This is a genomic window from Gloeocapsa sp. PCC 7428 (assembly GCF_000317555.1).
Taxonomy (GTDB): domain Bacteria; phylum Cyanobacteriota; class Cyanobacteriia; order Cyanobacteriales; family Chroococcidiopsidaceae; genus Chroogloeocystis.
The window spans coordinates 2,889,147-2,906,064 of sequence record NC_019745.1; the positions used below are offsets into that span (position 1 = coordinate 2,889,147).

The following is a 16,918-nucleotide window of genomic DNA, read 5'->3' on the forward strand; positions in this document are numbered from 1 at the left end:
AAAATTTACAGTCTCTTGACATAACTCTTCCAAGCGATAGATGCTACATTATGCATAATTAAGCAGTCGTGAAGTTTAGATTAAGAAAGGGAGCAACGATAAAGAGTCGGGGATCAAGGATTATTAGCAGGGAAGCAGGGGAGAAGTTTTTCTACCCACTCACCCCTCGCCCCTCATTGAGATAAGCTTCGGCTTGTTGCGGTTGTCCCCACAAAATGCGTTCGTTTTTGTAGAGTGCAATTCCTGGTTTTGCGCCTTTAGGCTTATAGACATATTTCGGTTCAGTGTAAACAACTGGAACTTGGTCACTTTGACGCGAACGGCTGTAGTAAGCAGCAAAATTTGCCGTAAACTGTAAATCAACGGTTTCTGGTACTGCGCCAGGATCGAGCCGGAGTAAAACGTGGCTACCAGGAATTTCTTGCGCGTGAAACCACAAATCATAATCTCCCGCAAGGCGAAAAGTCAAATAGTCGTTTTGCTGATTGTTACGACCAACGAGCAATTCAAAACCACTCGGAGTACGATAGCGATGAAAGTTAGTGCTAGCGCTATTCGTGTCACTACGACGCGTGTATTCGGAATCTTCGAGATAGCGTTGTTGAATTAATTCCTCGCGAATTTCTTTGAGGGCTTCGAGGTCCGCATCCGTGTGATACTTTTCGATTTGGGCGATCGCTGCTTCGACTTGCTGCAAATACCCGATTTCTGCATTAACTTCTGCTAGCAAGGGTTCCACCGCACCGCGCGCGCGTTTAAGTTTACCACTACGCTTGTAGAGGTTTTGGGCGTTTTGCACCGCATTTTTTTCGGGTTCTAAAGCAATTGTGACGGGTGCGCCTGTCTCAAAATCCGCGAGGGTAATCTTTGTCATCCCTGGTTCCCAAGCTTGTAGATGCGCCATTAATAAGTCAGCTTGTTGTTTGTACTCGTCGGCGCGATCTGATTGTTGCAGGCGATCGCTAAAGTTATTCGCTTTCGTTTGCAACTTCTCCAACAGATTTTTCAATTTCTGACTTAGCTGCTGGCGTAACTGCTGAAATTCTTGCTGATTGAGAACGGCGGTGTAGTACTGATTAAGTAAGTCTTGCAGGTTTTTGACAGGCTGAATCATCTCCCAGCCGAGGACAGTATATCCTTTCGCTGTCCAACCTGGTTGAAAGTGCGATTTCTCTAACGCTTGCAGCCATTCTTGCCAACGTTGAAATAATTTTTCCCAATCGGAGGGCGTTAATGTCGCAGTTGATTGTTCAGGATCGAGATTTGCCACGCGTACCATTGATTCAACTAACGCTGGACTCGTTCCACGATAAGTTTTAATTAAGCAGCGTTTTAAAGCACCAGGAACTAAACTAACTTTCGCTTGCCAACGTTGCTGTGATTCTTGCAAGCTAGGAGCATCGTTAGTCAGACGCGGTGGAGATTCGTAAGGTTGTCCAGTTTGTACAGGGCGGATGCTCGATTGTTGCGGGCTAACTTGCTGCGCCGCAGTGATAATCTCTTGATTAGCAGCGGTGAGAATGACATTACTGTGTTTCCCCATAATTTCCACGTAAAGGTGAAATAAGGGGTTTTCGCCAGGACGACGGGCAAATTGCAAATCAAGGACACGTTCCCAAGGCGCGATCGCCTCAATACTGATTAAAGCTAGACCGCTGAGTTGATGTAAGATTTGTTGGCTAAAGGCAAACGTATCCGGCTTGCGTGGTGGTGGATCGCCGATACAAATGCGCGCCGCTTGCGGATGCCATGAAATATCTAGCCAGCCTCGCTGTTTGAGCGTACGTAATCCTAGCACGATCCAAAAGCGATCGCGTTGATAAACCTGTTCCACCCGCGCCGGTAGCCAATTCGCGCAGATGTCGCTGGAAGCAGCCGTTAGTGTTGTAAAGTCAACAGATTGCAAAATGAATTAAGTGGGGTGGATATAATTAGAGATCGCACCTTGTTTTATTGGGTAATGGGTAACAGGTAATCGGTAATTGGCGATCGCTACTCCTTCCAATTACCAATGACCAACCTTTAAATTTTCACCCATTTACTCAACCGATATCAATAACCTGTAACTTTTGCTCTATCTTTTGAGCGATTTCTAAAGATAGAAAAGTGGAAAAACTCAGAACATATAACCTAAAAAGCTGATTTTTCGGTGAATTTTGCCTTGTAAGTCAAAATTTTTGTGGATACCATGAAAGTTAGGTTCCTAATTGCTTCTCACACGGCGCTTGGCGTTAGTATGTCATGGACATTCAGCTAATCAACATCGGGTTTGGCAATATCGTATCTGCCAACCGAGTGGTTGCCATAGTCAGTCCAGAGTCTGCCCCCATTAAGCGTATCATTAGCGATGCTAAAGATCGCAACCAGTTGATTGACGCCACCTATGGTCGTCGCACTCGGGCTGTCATTATTACCGATTCTAGTCACGTGATTCTCTCGGCAATTCAACCGGAAACGGTGGCGAATCGTTTTGTGGTGAATCGCGATCATAGTTCGGAATAGACTGCTCAATTACTAGAAATCAGCGGTACGATGGGAAATAGACTACTATGGTTACTTTTCCTCGTTTGTATTTAATTTAATTAGGATGACGCCAGTTTTATCGCTTCAGGGTTCAGCTACACCACCAAATTGCCTTCCCGAAGGCAAACTGATTGTCTTGACTGGTCCTAGCGGAGTTGGTAAAGGCACGCTGGTACGAGCGCTGCTTGAGCGTCATCCTGAATTATATTTTTCTGTTTCTGTCACTACCCGCGCTCCCCGTCCAGGCGAAATTCACGGTAAACAATACTATTTTGTCAGTCGCAGTGAGTTTCAACAAATGATCGAACAAAACAAACTGCTGGAATGGGCTGAGTTTGCAGGTAACTATTACGGTACTCCCCGCGATACAGTTCTCGAACAAATCTCCAAAGGAAAGTGCGTTCTGTTAGAAATTGAACTCGAAGGCGCGCGCCAAATTTGTCAGTCTTATCCTGAGGCGAAGCGCATCTTTATTATGCCTCCTTCTTTGGCAGAATTAGAACACCGCTTGCGCGGTCGCGGTCAGGATTCTGCTGATGCGATCGCCCGTCGTCTGCAACGCGCTAAAGATGAAATGAGTGCTGCGCATGAATTTGACGTTCAAATTGTCAACGATGATTTTGAGACAGCTTTGGATGCGATCGCGTCTACAGTATTTGGCTTTTGTCGTAGTGCTTCTAAATGATCGCCTATGAGTCGCATTGTTATCACAAAAATAGGATCGCAATCGCGATTGGATTAGGAATATGCGATCGCGGAACTGTTACACAGCAACACAGGCGATCGCCAAGTTACGTCAGTTGTTAGACAATTCAAAGCAGCAGAAATAGGACGCACTATGCAGCTAGTGGTGCGATTGAACAACAACTGTTAACACAAATATAAAAAATAAAAAGGCACAAAGATTCCTTAATTTTTCCTTTGCGCCTTTGGCAGTTGTGCAGTTTTACTTGAATATGTTTTGAATTAATTCGATATTAGCAAGGATGAAGTAGGCAACAATGGCACCACCAACGCCACCAATTAAGAAGCCACTAGCATACGTATTCCAACCTTCGGTCGTGTCAAACGTATCAGGAGGATTTGGCACAGTCACAGTCGCGACAGGTTTTGGTGGATCAGTTGCTGCGTATAACGACATTGCTAGGGTAGAAATGATAACCATGCCTAAAGTCGCCAGCAATCCAGCAATGTTTGCTACATCAGTATCGCGTAATGGACCTAACTTAGCAAAAGGACCTAGCAGCCAATAGCCATGCGCCATTCCTGCTTCTAGCCCGCGTCGTAACGGAGTAATCCCTGGACGATACGCTGGTAGGTTATTGATAAACCACTTGACTAAAGAAGAGTTATTAATTGGTGTTTCCAGATTACCAATTTGAGGATCTCGTTTGGAAGGATAAACGACTTCCTGATTTCGCGGATCGCTGGGACGATTTTTAGATGCATCTATTGCTTGCGCCATATTTATGTCAAATCTCAATAAGGTAGTGGCATTATTTTATGGGAATAAATGACCTTAGTTTTCATACTTTGGTCTTAAATTTAGAAAAATTAATTAAGCAATGATGAGTTCAGAAAAGTACAATTACTCATTCAAAACGCGCTAGCGCTATACCATTTTAAATATGGAGATATAGCGCCTTAGCAATTAAAAAGTAAATTCTTTAAAAAGAAACTCAGAATCTATAAGCAATAGATGGAGTTTCAAGGTTTCAAAAGCAGTGTTTGCCTCACAAACATCGCAATTTTTTTTGCAGAGACAAACACTATGATGTTAGCCGCTGTAATTTATGGCAGCGGATGGAAAAGAAGATCGGGATACAGATAATTAAAGACAATCAACAGAACCGCAGTAAAACTCAGCAAGGCAAAAAGTAGTACTGGACCTAAAGAAAGATAGCGTAGTAGATAATTTTGTTGTTCGCCTTTCTTTTGTTGCATAAATCAGTCTCCAAAAAATTAATTCAAATCAAACTAGCGTGGAGAAACTGGGATTTCGTCATCCTTAGCAACTAATTCTCCCGAAAGTAGTTCTTTCACCGCTGCGAGGGGCCAAGTGAAGCCTGATAGCATGAGTGGTAGTGCGGTAGGCACGTCGATAATGACTTCTCGCAATTCAGTATTGTCGCGCTTTTTGACTTCTTGAAGATAGGCACGTCCTACCCAGCCAATCCAACCAGCAATATAGAGAAAGAGAATGCTAGGAATCAGAAAGTCACCTGCATGATTGAGACGACCATCTACAATTAAGTGGGGTAAACCCTCAGGACCGCATAATTCTTGAGCATAACGCTCAAATCGCTTTTGTCCTGAATTAGGATCGGAGGTAGTGTTTCGGGCAGAAGCTGCCCTTTGGATAAATTCTGGAGATTCACTACAAGGCACAAGTCCTGCACCAACGGCTAACGCCTGCGGTGCAAAATTAAACCATAAACCGATGACAAGGACTAGAGCAAACAATCGTCGCATGGAATTGTTTCCCTTTATTACAAAACCTAAATTTTGTTGTACGATAAGCAGCCTGGACAAGCTAGGCAAGCGCTCATATGGAAGCAATCATACTCTTGCGTGTGAACCTAGTAAAGTTTGCGGTGGATAAAGTTTAAGCTACTTAATATAGTCGGATAAATTTTGCTTGTCATTGTTAGATATTAATTCGCACTTAAGATGCCTATTTTAAAATTATGTCAACTGTTTTAGCGATAGAAACTAGCTGCGACGAAACTGCTGTCGCAATTGTTAAAAATCGTCAAGTTTTTAGTAGTATTGTTAAATCACAAATTGCAGTTCACAGCCAATACGGTGGAGTTGTTCCAGAAGTAGCTTCGCGCCAACATTTAGAGATTATTAATCATGGAATCGAACTTGCTTTAACGCAGGCAAATCTCACGTGGCAAGAAATCGATGGAATTGCCGCAACTTGCGCTCCAGGGCTTGTCGGAGCCTTATTAGTAGGAGTTACCGCCGCAAAAACACTGGCGATCGCGCAGCAAAAACCGTTTATCGGCGTGCATCACCTTGAGGGACACATTTATGCAAATTATCTGAGCGAGCCGAGTTTAGAGCCGCCATTTTTGAGTTTGCTCGTTTCTGGCGGACATACGAGTTTAATCTATGTCAAAGATTGTGGTGTGTACGAAACGTTAGGCGAAACCCGCGATGATGCGGCGGGAGAAGCTTTTGATAAAGTAGCGCGATTACTCAAACTCGGTTATCCTGGCGGTCCAGTGATTGATAAACTAGCGCAATTAGGCAACGCACAAGCCTTTTCGTTACCCGAAGGCAACGTTTCGCAACCAAGTGGCGGGTATCATCCGTATGATTCGAGCTTTAGTGGCTTAAAAACCGCAGTTCTGCGGCTAGTACAGCAACTCGAAACAGAAAGACAACTATCAGTAGAAGACGTTGCTGCAAGTTTTCAAGCGAGTGTTGCGCGATCGCTCACCAAACGGGCGATCGCCTGTGCGCGAGATTACAATCTCAACACAATAGCTGTTGGTGGTGGTGTTGCTGCAAATAGCGGCTTGAGACATCATTTGACGACTGCTGCGAGTGCGCACAACTTGCGCGTCTTATTTCCCCCACTCAAATTTTGCACCGACAATGCCGCTATGATTGGTTGTGCTGCGGCGGAACACCTCGATCGCGGTCACACTTCCCCCCTTAATTTAGGTGTCCAATCCCGATTAGCGCTGACTGAAGTCATGCAGTTATACCAACACAATGGTTGGACATAGTATTTATCCCATTTCTTCCTCTGCTCGCGCCAGTTGCTACAACGGAGGGAACCTCTGCACCGCACTGGCTCCTCTGCTATGGTTATGCTGCGCTAGAAGTAGGCGAATTTGATCGGCAACAGTTTGCGGGTGTTCGATCATTGCTAAATGTCCGCACTCAGGAATTTCCATGACATTATTGCCACAGGCTTCAAATAGCGGATGAAAGCTTGCTAAATGCCGAACGTACTTCGGCTCCATAATTTGATCTTTGTCGCCTGTAATAAAATACACAGGTTGCTGAAGTTGGGATACAACTTTTGGTAAAAGATTAATTTCCGCTTCGGTTGTCGAATCTAAAAGCGTTCCCAGGGCGGCTTCGGGATGCGCGACAACAAAATCAATCAGCCGCTGACGACCCCATGCTGGTGCGATCGCCTGCGCCACATTAGCACGAGTAAATAGTAAATCGAGCAGTGGTAAATAGCACAACCAACGCGGACGATATTTGATGAGTTTTGAACCCCAGCTACGAAACTGCTCAAAAGCTTCTTTAAGATAAATACCGCCACCCGCATTAATACAAATAACTCCCCTGATCCGGTCTGGCATTTGGTCAGCTGCCCACAAGGCGATACTACCACCCAGCGAATGACCAATTAACCAAGCACTTGTAATATTAAGTTTCTCTAGAAGAATCATTAAATCCTGCGCATAAGCAGCAGCAGTGTAGCGCGATGAGCAATGTTGAGCCGCCGCAGCGCCTACCGAAGCCGGAACTAAACTCGAAACATTTTCTGCGTGTGGCAACTCACGGTTAACTGGACTCAGTTGCGACTGACCAAAACCGCGCAGATCGTATGCTAGACACTGAAAGTCTGGAGATAACTGTTCGATGATAGGCTGCCAGTATCCACGGCTTAATAGCCAACCGTGGATAAATACTAAAGCATGAGCACCTGCTGTGGGAGTCGTTAGCTCGTAGGCGTGGGGGACTCCTAGAATTTCAATGGTTGCCATGCTTATATCCTATCCTGAACGCTCCCCACTAAACTTGAGTTTTCGATAAAAAAGAGTTGTAGGTTTGATACGACTTCCTGAATGCCACAAAGAATCAGGAATCAAAGGACACGCCGCTTCTCAAACCTCTCCCAAACTCAATTCAGCTTTTTAGTGAAAAATGCTACATTTGGGAATAGCTAGTTTGTGACTCACTATTACGATCAATTCTGTTTCACTCGCTTAGACACGCTTGTATTCACCAGCAATCGCGCTGAATGAATCAGTTTGAAAGTACTAGATTGCTAGTACAGACTGTGTGAGCAAACATAATAAACTGTAAAGTGTCAGACTAGTTTATGCACTCGTCATTATATTTATCTACCCGAACCACGCTGGCATGGGTTTTTGGAAAAGCTGGTTTAGCGGCTCTGAGTTAGCCGCAGGCACCAAAACGACCGTAAACGAGGAGTATGCAATTGAAATGGCAAATGGCTCCTCTCCAAGTAGCGATCGCCTAGAAAAATCAGGCGAAGGCGATCGCATTGTTTTTAGTAGCGAACGTGAAATTGACTTGTACGAACTAGAAGAACTATGTGATGCGGTCGGTTGGTCGCGTCGTCCGCTGCGCAAGGTAAAAAAAGCCATACAGCATAGTTTCTTGGTGGCGTCAATGTGGGAAGTTCGCGGAACACAACGAAGACTCATCGGTTTTGCGCGGGCAACTTCAGACCATGCCTTTAATGCAACAATTTGGGATGTTGTTGTACACCCCTCGTTTCAAGGTAAAGGTTTGGGTAAGGCACTGATGAAGTACATGATTAAGAAACTGAGAAGTGAAGACATCAGCAATATCACATTATTTGCCGATCCTCATGTCGTAGATTTTTACCGAGGCTTAGGATTTATGTCCGACCCTGAAGGCATCAAAGGAATGTTCTGGTACCCAAACTAGGCAAGACAAAATTAACTCAGCGTTTTCTCTTCTGTCCCCAACTTTGCTATGCTATACTAACAACGATGCGAATTAAAGCAACGGGATGTAGCGCAGCTTGGTAGCGCGCCTGCTTTGGGAGCAGGATGTCGCAGGTTCAAATCCTGTCATCCCGATAGTTAAGAAGTAAAATAATTTAGCTAGAAAGGCAACGGGCAAATAGGGATTATAGCTGCGCTGCCTTCTAGACTTTCACAACGCTATTGATCCAAGCAGTAATAATTGTTATCAGAATTAATGTTGAAGCGCGAAATCGTCATTGCTCAGCAAATGACTCAATCACAATTGTCAACTAAAACCAAAAGCAAATGTGGTGCGGAACGATCTACCTATTTGTAACGTCTGGCTTGGATGTTATCAGTTAATGACTCACACAACCAACAAAGCGATCGCCAAAGCGCTAACATAACAAAAATCACGACAGCGCGTTTACAAATCAGATACATTGTCATACTCTAGTGGGCTATTGATGCCAGGAGCAGTTATGAAATCAATTTTTCGTTGGGGCGCAACTTTAGGAATATTAGGAAGCGCCGTTATGAGTTCTGTCCTCGCCGGTAATCTGCGGGCGCTGGCTTTGCCACAAGAGCAAATTTTGCAAAAATTAGGGTCTGTCCCCGTATTTACGATCACCGACAGCAAGGGCGCTCCCCTAGTCGCCACTCCACCGCAGAACGCACAAAACCAAAATCAACAAAACCAAAGTCCCGTCGCAGGCGTTTTTATTAGCCAAAAAGATGCGCAAGCATTTGTCAACAACCTGAAGAAAACAAATCCACAGCTAGGTAATACAGTACGCGTTGTCCCTGTACCGTTAGGAGAGGTGTACAAGCTGGAACAAGCCAACGCAAATCAACCGAATTCTTTAGATATCGCTTATATACCAGCTAAACAGCAATTTGATGCTGCCTTAACTTTACTACGGCAAAGTGGTAGCAACTCAGAACTGCGTAAAGCTTGCGAACAAAATAAAAGAAGATTGGAAGACTGCGTAGGAACTCCGCTGTTTGTCGCACGAGCCGGAAAAGAAAAAGGCTACCTGACGATGAAGATAAACCGTCCACAAGCCAACAATCAGCAAGCAGAAGTTGAAGTCATTCCTTTCTACTTCAACAAAGAAGAATTACAAGGAATGCTCGATCGCTTCAAGAAGCAGCAACCTGAGTTAGCTTCTACCGTTGATATCCAAGTTCTCAATTTAGAAGGAATGTTAGAAATTCTGAGAACTCGCAACGACGAAGGCGTACAACAAATCGTGCTGGTTCCGCCACAAGAGTCGATTCAGTACGTGCGATCGCTGCAACAATCTGCCGCCGGTCAACAAGCACAACCACAGCGCCCAGCACCACAACAAGCCGCGCCGCAGCGTCCAGCCCGCTAATACATGAACGATCAGTTGCTAACATCTGGTTTAGCACTTTGGCAATGGCGTAGTGCTGCTCAACGAGCAGCGCTTTCTGCTCGTATTCCTGTTACCGAAGTAGACTGGTTACTGCAAGAAGTCGCCGGATTAGACCGCCTTTCACTGCGTTTAGGCTCGTTCAAAAATTTGCCAGAAATTCAACTACAAATACCACTGCACGATTTAGATCGCCTATGGCAACGACGCATTCACGATCGCCTACCAGTGCAATACATTGCAGGAGCGACACCCTGGCGACAGTTTAAGCTAGCGGTTTCTCCAGCCGTACTCATTCCCCGTCCCGAAACAGAGTGTTTAATTGATATAGCTGTAAGTGCAGCCCAAAAAAGCGAGAAACACGATGAATTAGGACACTGGGCAGACTTAGGAACAGGTAGTGGTGCGATCGCGATCGGACTTGCCCAAGCAATGCCACAGGCGACAATTCACGCGGTTGATTGCAGCGCAGCAGCCTTAGCCGTCGCGCGCCAAAATGCCCAAGCCCTTGGTTATGCTCACCGAATTCAGTTTTATCAAGGCTCGTGGTGGGAGCCTTTAGAGTTTCTCAAAGGTCAACTCAGCGGTATCGTTTCCAATCCACCCTATATTCCGAGCGAACTTGTCCCACAGCTACAACCCGAAGTCGCACTGCACGAACCGTGGTTAGCACTCAATGGCGGTGCCGACGGTTTAGACTGTATTCGTCATCTCATAGCCACATCAGCAGTGTACCTAAGACCTGGCGGTATTTGGTTGATTGAAATGATGGCAGGGCAAGCCGAAGTTGTTGCCACACTGTTGCAAAATCACGGTAGCTACGGCAACATTAAAATTCATCCAGATCTTGCAGGCATCGAGCGCTTTGCTTTAGCCTATCGCAGCAACGAGGGGTGATGTAAAAGTTTTGAATTTTGAATTTTGAGTTGAACGAAGTTTTATAACTTATAACTCTCCTGACCCCCGACCTCTGACCTCTGACCTCTAATGTTATGACCCAAGTTTCTCTTGACGAACTGATCGCTAGAGTACGTTCTGGTAGTGTTGTTAGCTTTCCAACAGATACCGTACCCGCGCTGGCGGCGTTACCAGAAAAAGCAGATTTAATTTTTGCACTCAAGCAACGCAGTCAAGATAAACCATTAATTCTTATGGGTGCAAAGGCAAGCGACCTTTGGGATTTTGTTGCTGGCGACGATCGCACGCCCTGGCAACAAGTTGCTGAGTTATACTGGCCTGGAGCTTTAACGCTTGTATTGCCTGCCTCACCACGCGTGCCTAAGCAGATGAATCCGAGCGATCCGAGTACAATTGGATTGCGGGTGCCAAATTGTGCGATCGCGCAAAGTATTCTAGAACAAACCGGTCCTTTGGCGACAACAAGTGCTAATTTATCCGGTCAGCCACCGCTACGCACGATGGCAGAAATCGCCCTTCAGTTTCCCGATGTCTTAACATTACAATCACAAGCGACAACACCAAATATTGGCGTTCCTTCGACTGTCGCGAAATGGACAGATCAAGGCTGGCAAATTTTGCGCCAAGGCTCAGTCAAGTTAGAATTTTAAATTTGTACATAACACGAATGACAAGCTGGATGAATTGGGTGTATCTAGCATTTGGGCTAGGGTTAGGGCTGGGAAGTCGGCGTATTGCACAAGTATTTGGTAATAAATTAGCTAAAACGCCTTTGCAGTCTTCATCATCAGTAATTGATACTGATACCCAAATGGTATCAAAATTACAACAAACAGAAATAGCATATCAGTTAGCACGCGAACTCAGTCAGTTCAAAGCCGGATTTTTGGTACGCACTGCGCACGAACTGCGATCGCCACTCAATAGCTTAATCGGATTGCATCAGTTAATTCTGTCTGATTTATGTGACAATCCAGCCGAAGAGCGTGAATTTGTCGCCCAAGCGCATCAGCTAGCGTTGAAACTAGTAAAATTGCTCGATGAAATTCTCGATGTCGCCCGCATTGAAAATAGCAGTAATCACTTAGAAATTCAGCCGTTACAATTAACAGCGGTTATCGAGGAAATCGCTCATTTGACGCAGACTGTAGCAGCCAACCGTAGTATCAAAATACAAGTATCGCTCGCCGATCCAGAAATTTATATTTTGGCAGATCCGCAGTGGTTGCGCTTAGTGCTTTTAAACTTAGTAGATATTTGCATTCCCAAAATGGAAGCCGGTAGCATTACGATATCATCTCAAACCTCACTCGATACCGAGTCGGTTGATATTTTCTTTGATGTACCACTACCAATAGACACTTGGTCTGAACCATTAGACGCAATGCAGTTCGAGCAACAGATTAGCAGTGCGGCGGTAGACAATCAAACGCTTTCCGCCGGATGCAAACTTTTATTGAATCAAACCGTGTTAGAACTGATGCAAGCCAAGTTGAGCTTTTTGCCGATTGCTCGTGATGTTAATGTAGCTCAGAGTACTCGTATTCAGGTAACTATCCCCTTGGTAATTCCTGAAGCTGAATTTCTTGAGTAGGGAAACCTAGTTTTGGCTGGTTGTGGAGAACCATCGTCGTGCTTGAGTTGCACTCAAAACCAATTCGTTCGTAAAAGCTTTGCTGATGTGTTGTCATTAAGTAAACACGTTCCACGCGGTTCATATGTGGATGACTTAAAACACTTTCAACAAGCTTGCGCCCAAGCCCAGCCCCGCGATAATCAGGGTGAATGACTACATCCCAAATTGTTGCACGGTAAACACCATCTGATGTGGCTCTAGCAAAACCAATCAATTTTTCGCCATCCCAGACACTAATGACGGGTTTACTATTAGCGATCGCTAGCTGCAAATCTTCAAGACTGCGATCTTGCGCCCAAAAAGCCGCTACCTGAAACAAGTCGTGTAGTTGATGGATATCGACCGGAGATTGGCAGTGACCATCTGCCGCAATCGAACTATCGCAGAATTGAATATGGCTGTAGTCCATAGTGTCCTGATTTGAGCTTCATACATCGTAACGCTTGCTTTATATTTTGCAAAATAAAAGTCGTTACTGGGTAGATTCACTAAACTGAATTTGCCACAGAGTTATTTGTAAAACTGTTACTAATTAAACTACTGCTACGAACTGGACATATTGATTAGCCCCCTCCCATCCCCCAATTCTGGGGGAAGCTCATACTCTATATCTCCAGATCCGATTGTCAGGATTCGCCGACTTAAACCAATCTAGAGCAAGTATTTTTCCCAGAACCTGCTAAGTTGGAATATCGAAAATCGCAATGATAGAAAGCATAACGAGAATGCCAGCAGATTATCCGCGCGACATGATTGGTTACGGGCGCACGCCACCCGATCCGCAATGGCAAAACCAAGCACGAATTGCCGTACAGTTTGTGATTAATTATGAAGAAGGGGGAGAAACCTGCATTCTACATGGCGATCAAGCGTCGGAAACATTCTTGTCGGAAATTGTTGGTGCAGTACCTTTGATGGGTTTGCGGCATATGAATATGGAGTCAGTTTATGAATATGGTAGTCGGGCTGGCTTCTGGCGGTTGCATCGGATTTTTACTCAACGCGGTATTCCTGTCACCGTTTATGGTATTGCTATGGCATTAGAACGCAATCCCGAAGCAGTTGCTGCAATGCGCGAAGCTGAGTGGGAAATTGCAAGTCACGGCTGGCGCTGGATCGATTACAAGTATTTTGGGGAAGCGGCAGAACGCGAACATTTACACACAGCGATCGCAATTCATACACAAGTGACAGGTAGTCGCCCTCTCGGTTGGTACACTGGGCGCACGAGTGCTAACACGCGCAAACTAGTTGTAGAAGAAGGCGGCTTTCTCTACGATTCAGATAGCTATGCAGACGACTTACCTTACTGGATACATGACTATGGTAAGCCGCATCTGGTGATTCCTTACACCTTAGATAACAATGATATGCGTTTTGCCACAACTCAAGGTTTCAACTCTGGCGATCAGTTTTTTGCTTATCTGCGCGATGCTTTTGACGTCCTTTATGCCGAAGGCGAAACTACACCTAAAATGATGAGTGTGGGATTACACTGTCGCTTAGCAGGTAGACCAGGACGCGCTGCATCTTTAGCTCGTTTTCTTGACTATGTACAGCAACACGATCGCGTTTGGATCTGTCGTCGCATTGATATTGCCCAACACTGGCACAAGCATCATCAACCTTAGCTACCTGCTGTGATCTGAGCTACACGACTATCACTGATATTTTGCTAAAACCAAAAACGATTTATTCAAAGATGGTCGTAGGCATAAAATGCCAAATTGGACGCAAAATTTTCAGAGCTTTCTCAATTTATTTCTAGAATCGCAGTGTCCACTTTGTCAGCGTCCGACTCCACAGGAATTTTGTCAAGACTGTACAAGGCAGCTACAACGTTGTAAATTATCGAATCCTCAAGAATTTTGGCGAGGAGAGTTACCCGTCTTTGCTTGGGGAAATTATAATGGAACGCTCAAACGCGCGATCGCTGCTTTAAAATATGACAATCAACCGCAAATTGCTAAACCGTTAGGTCAGTGGCTAGCGCAAGCTTGGCTCAATTCGCAACCTCAACAAAAGTTAGTTGTCGTTCCTATCCCATTACACGCCGATAAATTGAAAACGCGCGGCTACAATCAAGCCGAACTACTAGCCGAGAGCTTTTGTCATTTTACCAAATTAGGTTTGCAGCCTCTGGGTTTAAAACGCGTCAAGGCAACAGACGCACAATTTAGTTTATCCGGATTGCAAAGAGAAGAAAATTTAGCGGATGCATTTGTGCTTGGAACCGAATTTCATCGTCAACGTCCACATGATCGAGTGCTATTGCTTGATGATATTTATACCACTGGGGCAACCGTGCGTTCAGCCGTTCAAGCTTTACAAAAACACGGAATCTCTGTATATGGTGTTGTCGCGATCGCTACTCCTAGTAGAAATATGCTCCCAAAAAGGTAATGTTTAATGTGTCATTCTCCTAGTTAATCGCGGCTTTCTGTGTTTGTGCCATGCCGCAATTTCATGAAAGCATGGGCAAATATCTAAAAATGCGCCTTATAATAAACCCACTTAAGCTGTTTTGCCGGAATACTGCGTTAAATGATCATAAAAGCTTTGGCAACGGGGGTGAGTAATCTGCTCCTTCCCTTGACGTTGCTAGCAGGTGCAACAAGTTTCGTTCCTTCAGCGATCGCTCAACAAACTCAACAAACAAGGTTATATAATCCGATTCCCTTACCTCCGAGCAATCAGGTTTCTGATACGCTCTCAGAAAGAGACATTCCTACCGGCGATGGGGGATTTGCGCGCGATTACCTAGTCAGGTTTAACCAGGGCGATAATATTGCGATCGATCTCACCTCGGATAACTTTGATACGATTGTTACCTTGATGTCACCCGAAGGCGCAACACTCGCAGAAAATGACGATGGTCCTGATGGAACAACAAATTCTTTGCTCTTTACGCGCATCAACCAAACTGGAAATTACATCATCCGCGTTCGTTCGTTTGGTGAAACAGGTGGCGGGGCGTTTGTGTTACGGGTGACGCGGTTACGACCAATATGATTTAACTGGAATTTAGGGGATAGCCTGGCGACTTTAGTCGCGGCTGCGCAAACGAAGTCTACCTTCGTGGACTCATTGAGAGAATTAGGGTATTGTGAATTACGCATCACGATTATAGCACCGTTAGCACACATAGTAATAGTGCTTCTGTCCATTCTACGACTGCGCCGTAGGTGTCTCCGGTGTGACCGCCGAGTTTGTGATTGAACCAAGCACCTGTCAAAAACGCGATCGCAATTCCACTCGTCGCCATAACTACCGCATGAATCGCCGCATCGCGATTGAGGACAATTTTTAATCCACTCAAGCCTAGTAAAAGTAATAATCCTAGCAGAATATCTCGCGGCTGCAATGCGGCTTTGTGAAACGAACCTTTACCTGTTGGTTTGAGGTAAGGATAACGAGCGATCGCGATTTGTTGTCCCCAGCGCCCCCAACCGCAGACAGCCAGCAAACTTAACCAACGATCAGAACTGATTTCACTCAACGCTGCCGTTTTCAGAAGTAATAAGGCGACTGCTGCGATCGCGCCAAATGCTCCTGTCGCACTATCTGTCATGACTTGCAGCCTGCGTTGTGGATCTTGTACGGCTAAGCCATCAGCGGTATCCATAGCCCCATCCAAGTGTAAGCCGCCAGTCAAGGCGATCCAACTGACGACAACTAAGACACTGCGAGTTAGCACGGGTATTCCGACAAAGTAGAACCCCGCATCTAATAATCCCAGAATTCCCCCAAGTAATAACCCAACGAGCGGTACGTAGCGAGATACGCGCTCAAAATCGAGCGTTATCGCCCAAGGTATCGGAAGACAAGTGTAGAAAACAAGCGCCGCTGCAACATCACACCAGAGTTGTTTCCACCACTGTTGCTTATCCACCACAAGCGCGTATCAACATAAAGTAAACAAAAATAAATAGAAAATCAGATGTCAGCAACAGGATCGTAATCCAAAACTTGAGATAAGATTGACAGGGACAGAGCATTGAGTATCTGTTCTATCAGTCATCTTACCTTTTCTATGCATCTCTAACCAAGCTTCTACCAACTTATTGACTGCGTTACAACAGATGTAGTTTGATGTCTATCAATGACATAATCTACATCTTATCTACATAGAATTCGTAGATGTCTTAATGTGTAGCGTCAGGAGAAAGTTATGTAATTAGTACTTCACGCCTTGACGGAAGAACTTCCCCTCTGTTTGTATTCTCTGTAATTGCTAAAAGGCTGTTTGATTATGAATCACCATAGCTCCGACACCAGATTACCAGCGCCATGCATTATTCATACTGGTATAGTCGTCAACAAAATAGATATGCGGAGGCTGCTGGCTGATTTAGGGCGCGTCCGCTATCTGCATATTCAGGAAGGTAAAATACAAAGTGAGGGTGAAGGCGATGTCGTAGAAGTGATTGCGAGTCCAGAGCAGTCTACAATTGTAGCTAATCACGCGCTCTATTTGAATGTCTATAGTTTTGATTACGTCGAATTACAACAGTCACCGCAGCAAGAAACTTATTTCGATTTAGTCCAGGATAACCGTTGCTTGCGGTTAATTCCGCTTTCTACTCCGATGCAAGAGCGGGCTTCACGCAACTTCAATGAAACAGCTTTAGAAGTCATGATGGAGCAAGTATTTTCTGCAAGATGGGATGCCGAAATTGACGATGACGGGGCTTGTCCATTTTAGAAGGGGTGAGGAGCGAGGAGCGAGG

General features: G+C 45.1%; 19 protein-coding genes and 1 tRNA gene. 13 read left to right on the top strand and 7 right to left on the bottom strand.

The annotated features are described in order from the left end of the window. Window positions 1-151 precede the first annotated feature (151 nt). The gene (locus GLO7428_RS12650) at window positions 152-1,906 is read right to left on the bottom strand and encodes an NFACT family protein (RefSeq protein ID WP_015188947.1); all 1,755 of its coding nucleotides are present in this window, start codon (window positions 1,904-1,906) and stop codon (window positions 152-154) included. 335 nt (window positions 1,907-2,241) lie between these two features. On the opposite strand from GLO7428_RS12650, the gene remA reads away from it, so the two are divergent. Both remA and gmk read left to right on the top strand, forming a co-directional pair. Next, window positions 2,242-2,502, top strand: a complete 261-nt coding sequence (gene remA / locus GLO7428_RS12655; protein WP_015188948.1) for an extracellular matrix/biofilm regulator RemA — start codon at window positions 2,242-2,244, stop codon at window positions 2,500-2,502. Between the two features lie 85 nt (window positions 2,503-2,587). Then, window positions 2,588-3,208 (top strand): guanylate kinase, encoded by a 621-nt coding sequence (gene gmk, locus GLO7428_RS12660; protein ID WP_015188949.1) that lies wholly within the window; start codon window positions 2,588-2,590, stop codon window positions 3,206-3,208. Between the two features lie 261 nt (window positions 3,209-3,469). Here the strand turns inward: gmk and GLO7428_RS12665 are convergent, their stop codons facing one another. The 3 genes from GLO7428_RS12665 to GLO7428_RS12675 form a co-directional block, all read right to left on the bottom strand. Continuing rightward, window positions 3,470-3,988, bottom strand: a complete 519-nt coding sequence (locus tag GLO7428_RS12665; protein WP_015188950.1) for a photosystem I reaction center subunit XI — start codon at window positions 3,986-3,988, stop codon at window positions 3,470-3,472. Between the two features lie 326 nt (window positions 3,989-4,314). Further along, window positions 4,315-4,467: a photosystem I reaction center subunit IX gene (locus GLO7428_RS12670; RefSeq protein WP_015188951.1), complete on the bottom strand. Its 153-nt coding sequence runs from the start codon at window positions 4,465-4,467 to the stop codon at window positions 4,315-4,317. 33 nt (window positions 4,468-4,500) lie between these two features. Continuing rightward, window positions 4,501-4,995 carry a photosystem I reaction center protein PsaF subunit III gene (locus GLO7428_RS12675; protein WP_015188952.1) on the bottom strand — a complete coding sequence of 165 codons (495 nt, stop codon included), beginning with the start codon at window positions 4,993-4,995 and terminating at the stop codon, window positions 4,501-4,503. 215 nt (window positions 4,996-5,210) lie between these two features. On the opposite strand from GLO7428_RS12675, the gene tsaD reads away from it, so the two are divergent. After that, window positions 5,211-6,263, top strand: a complete 1,053-nt coding sequence (tsaD, locus tag GLO7428_RS12680; RefSeq protein WP_015188953.1) for a tRNA (adenosine(37)-N6)-threonylcarbamoyltransferase complex transferase subunit TsaD — start codon at window positions 5,211-5,213, stop codon at window positions 6,261-6,263. 36 nt (window positions 6,264-6,299) lie between these two features. Here tsaD and GLO7428_RS12685 read toward each other — a convergent pair whose 3' ends face one another. After that, on the bottom strand, window positions 6,300-7,262 hold the full coding sequence (locus tag GLO7428_RS12685; RefSeq protein WP_015188954.1) for an alpha/beta fold hydrolase: 963 nt from the start codon (window positions 7,260-7,262) through the stop codon (window positions 6,300-6,302). A 463-nt stretch (window positions 7,263-7,725) separates the two neighbouring features. Here GLO7428_RS12685 and GLO7428_RS12690 point away from each other — a divergent pair, with 463 nt between their 5' ends. From GLO7428_RS12690 to GLO7428_RS12715, 6 genes are all read left to right on the top strand, one after another. Beyond that, entirely contained in the window at window positions 7,726-8,196 is a 471-nt protein-coding gene (locus GLO7428_RS12690; RefSeq protein ID WP_369792531.1) for a GNAT family N-acetyltransferase, read from the top strand. Between the two features lie 81 nt (window positions 8,197-8,277). Continuing rightward, window positions 8,278-8,351 (top strand) — tRNA-Pro (locus tag GLO7428_RS12695). Between the two features lie 368 nt (window positions 8,352-8,719). Continuing rightward, entirely contained in the window at window positions 8,720-9,616 is an 897-nt protein-coding gene (locus GLO7428_RS12700; protein ID WP_015188956.1) for a Tic22 family protein, read from the top strand. A 3-nt stretch (window positions 9,617-9,619) separates the two neighbouring features. Further along, a complete protein-coding gene (gene prmC, locus GLO7428_RS12705) occupies window positions 9,620-10,531 on the top strand; it encodes a peptide chain release factor N(5)-glutamine methyltransferase (RefSeq protein WP_015188957.1) in 912 nt (303 codons plus the stop codon). A 95-nt stretch (window positions 10,532-10,626) separates the two neighbouring features. Further along, window positions 10,627-11,202, top strand: coding sequence for an L-threonylcarbamoyladenylate synthase (locus GLO7428_RS12710; protein ID WP_015188958.1), 576 nt, complete (start codon window positions 10,627-10,629; stop codon window positions 11,200-11,202). A 17-nt stretch (window positions 11,203-11,219) separates the two neighbouring features. Further along, a complete protein-coding gene (locus GLO7428_RS12715; RefSeq protein ID WP_041918620.1) occupies window positions 11,220-12,146 on the top strand; it encodes a sensor histidine kinase KdpD in 927 nt (308 codons plus the stop codon). Here GLO7428_RS12715 and GLO7428_RS12720 read toward each other — a convergent pair. After that, complete coding sequence (locus tag GLO7428_RS12720) at window positions 12,106-12,597, bottom strand: GNAT family N-acetyltransferase (protein WP_015188960.1); 492 nt, start codon at window positions 12,595-12,597, stop codon at window positions 12,106-12,108. The two genes, GLO7428_RS12715 and GLO7428_RS12720, sit on opposite strands and share 41 nt — an antisense overlap. 295 nt (window positions 12,598-12,892) lie before the next feature. Here GLO7428_RS12720 and puuE point away from each other — a divergent pair, with 295 nt between their 5' ends. From puuE to GLO7428_RS12735, 3 genes are all read left to right on the top strand, one after another. Beyond that, window positions 12,893-13,819, top strand: coding sequence for an allantoinase PuuE (gene puuE, locus GLO7428_RS12725; protein ID WP_231295481.1), 927 nt, complete (start codon window positions 12,893-12,895; stop codon window positions 13,817-13,819). Between the two features lie 88 nt (window positions 13,820-13,907). Further along, window positions 13,908-14,591, top strand: coding sequence for a ComF family protein (locus GLO7428_RS12730; RefSeq protein WP_015188962.1), 684 nt, complete (start codon window positions 13,908-13,910; stop codon window positions 14,589-14,591). Between the two features lie 141 nt (window positions 14,592-14,732). After that, complete coding sequence (locus GLO7428_RS12735) at window positions 14,733-15,200, top strand: PPC domain-containing protein (protein WP_015188963.1); 468 nt, start codon at window positions 14,733-14,735, stop codon at window positions 15,198-15,200. A 112-nt stretch (window positions 15,201-15,312) separates the two neighbouring features. Here the strand turns inward: GLO7428_RS12735 and cobS are convergent, their stop codons facing one another. Further along, window positions 15,313-16,083 carry an adenosylcobinamide-GDP ribazoletransferase gene (cobS, locus tag GLO7428_RS12740; protein ID WP_015188964.1) on the bottom strand — a complete coding sequence of 257 codons (771 nt, stop codon included), beginning with the start codon at window positions 16,081-16,083 and terminating at the stop codon, window positions 15,313-15,315. Between the two features lie 357 nt (window positions 16,084-16,440). Here cobS and GLO7428_RS12745 point away from each other — a divergent pair, with 357 nt between their 5' ends. Further along, window positions 16,441-16,893 carry a hypothetical protein gene (locus GLO7428_RS12745; RefSeq protein WP_015188965.1) on the top strand — a complete coding sequence of 151 codons (453 nt, stop codon included), beginning with the start codon at window positions 16,441-16,443 and terminating at the stop codon, window positions 16,891-16,893. Window positions 16,894-16,918: the final 25 nt, after the last annotated feature.

Excerpts from the sequence above, each read along its gene's own strand:
- GLO7428_RS12670 (WP_015188951.1), bottom strand. The coding sequence starts at position 4,467 with ATGCAACAAAAGAAAGGCGAACAACAAAATTATCTACTACGCTATCTT.
- GLO7428_RS12690 (WP_369792531.1), top strand. The coding sequence starts at position 7,726 with ATGGCAAATGGCTCCTCTCCAAGTAGCGATCGCCTAGAAAAATCAGGC.
- GLO7428_RS12720 (WP_015188960.1), bottom strand. The coding sequence starts at position 12,597 with ATGGACTACAGCCATATTCAATTCTGCGATAGTTCGATTGCGGCAGAT.
- puuE (WP_231295481.1), top strand. The coding sequence starts at position 12,893 with ATGATAGAAAGCATAACGAGAATGCCAGCAGATTATCCGCGCGACATG.
- GLO7428_RS12715 (WP_041918620.1), top strand. The coding sequence starts at position 11,220 with ATGACAAGCTGGATGAATTGGGTGTATCTAGCATTTGGGCTAGGGTTA.
- GLO7428_RS12730 (WP_015188962.1), top strand. The coding sequence starts at position 13,908 with ATGCCAAATTGGACGCAAAATTTTCAGAGCTTTCTCAATTTATTTCTA.
- remA (WP_015188948.1), top strand. The coding sequence starts at position 2,242 with ATGGACATTCAGCTAATCAACATCGGGTTTGGCAATATCGTATCTGCC.
- prmC (WP_015188957.1), top strand. The coding sequence starts at position 9,620 with ATGAACGATCAGTTGCTAACATCTGGTTTAGCACTTTGGCAATGGCGT.
- GLO7428_RS12685 (WP_015188954.1), bottom strand. The coding sequence starts at position 7,262 with ATGGCAACCATTGAAATTCTAGGAGTCCCCCACGCCTACGAGCTAACG.
- GLO7428_RS12665 (WP_015188950.1), bottom strand. The coding sequence starts at position 3,988 with ATGGCGCAAGCAATAGATGCATCTAAAAATCGTCCCAGCGATCCGCGA.
- GLO7428_RS12745 (WP_015188965.1), top strand. The coding sequence starts at position 16,441 with ATGAATCACCATAGCTCCGACACCAGATTACCAGCGCCATGCATTATT.
- GLO7428_RS12675 (WP_015188952.1), bottom strand. The coding sequence starts at position 4,995 with ATGCGACGATTGTTTGCTCTAGTCCTTGTCATCGGTTTATGGTTTAAT.
- gmk (WP_015188949.1), top strand. The coding sequence starts at position 2,588 with ATGACGCCAGTTTTATCGCTTCAGGGTTCAGCTACACCACCAAATTGC.
- GLO7428_RS12735 (WP_015188963.1), top strand. The coding sequence starts at position 14,733 with ATGATCATAAAAGCTTTGGCAACGGGGGTGAGTAATCTGCTCCTTCCC.
- GLO7428_RS12710 (WP_015188958.1), top strand. The coding sequence starts at position 10,627 with ATGACCCAAGTTTCTCTTGACGAACTGATCGCTAGAGTACGTTCTGGT.
- tsaD (WP_015188953.1), top strand. The coding sequence starts at position 5,211 with ATGTCAACTGTTTTAGCGATAGAAACTAGCTGCGACGAAACTGCTGTC.
- GLO7428_RS12700 (WP_015188956.1), top strand. The coding sequence starts at position 8,720 with ATGAAATCAATTTTTCGTTGGGGCGCAACTTTAGGAATATTAGGAAGC.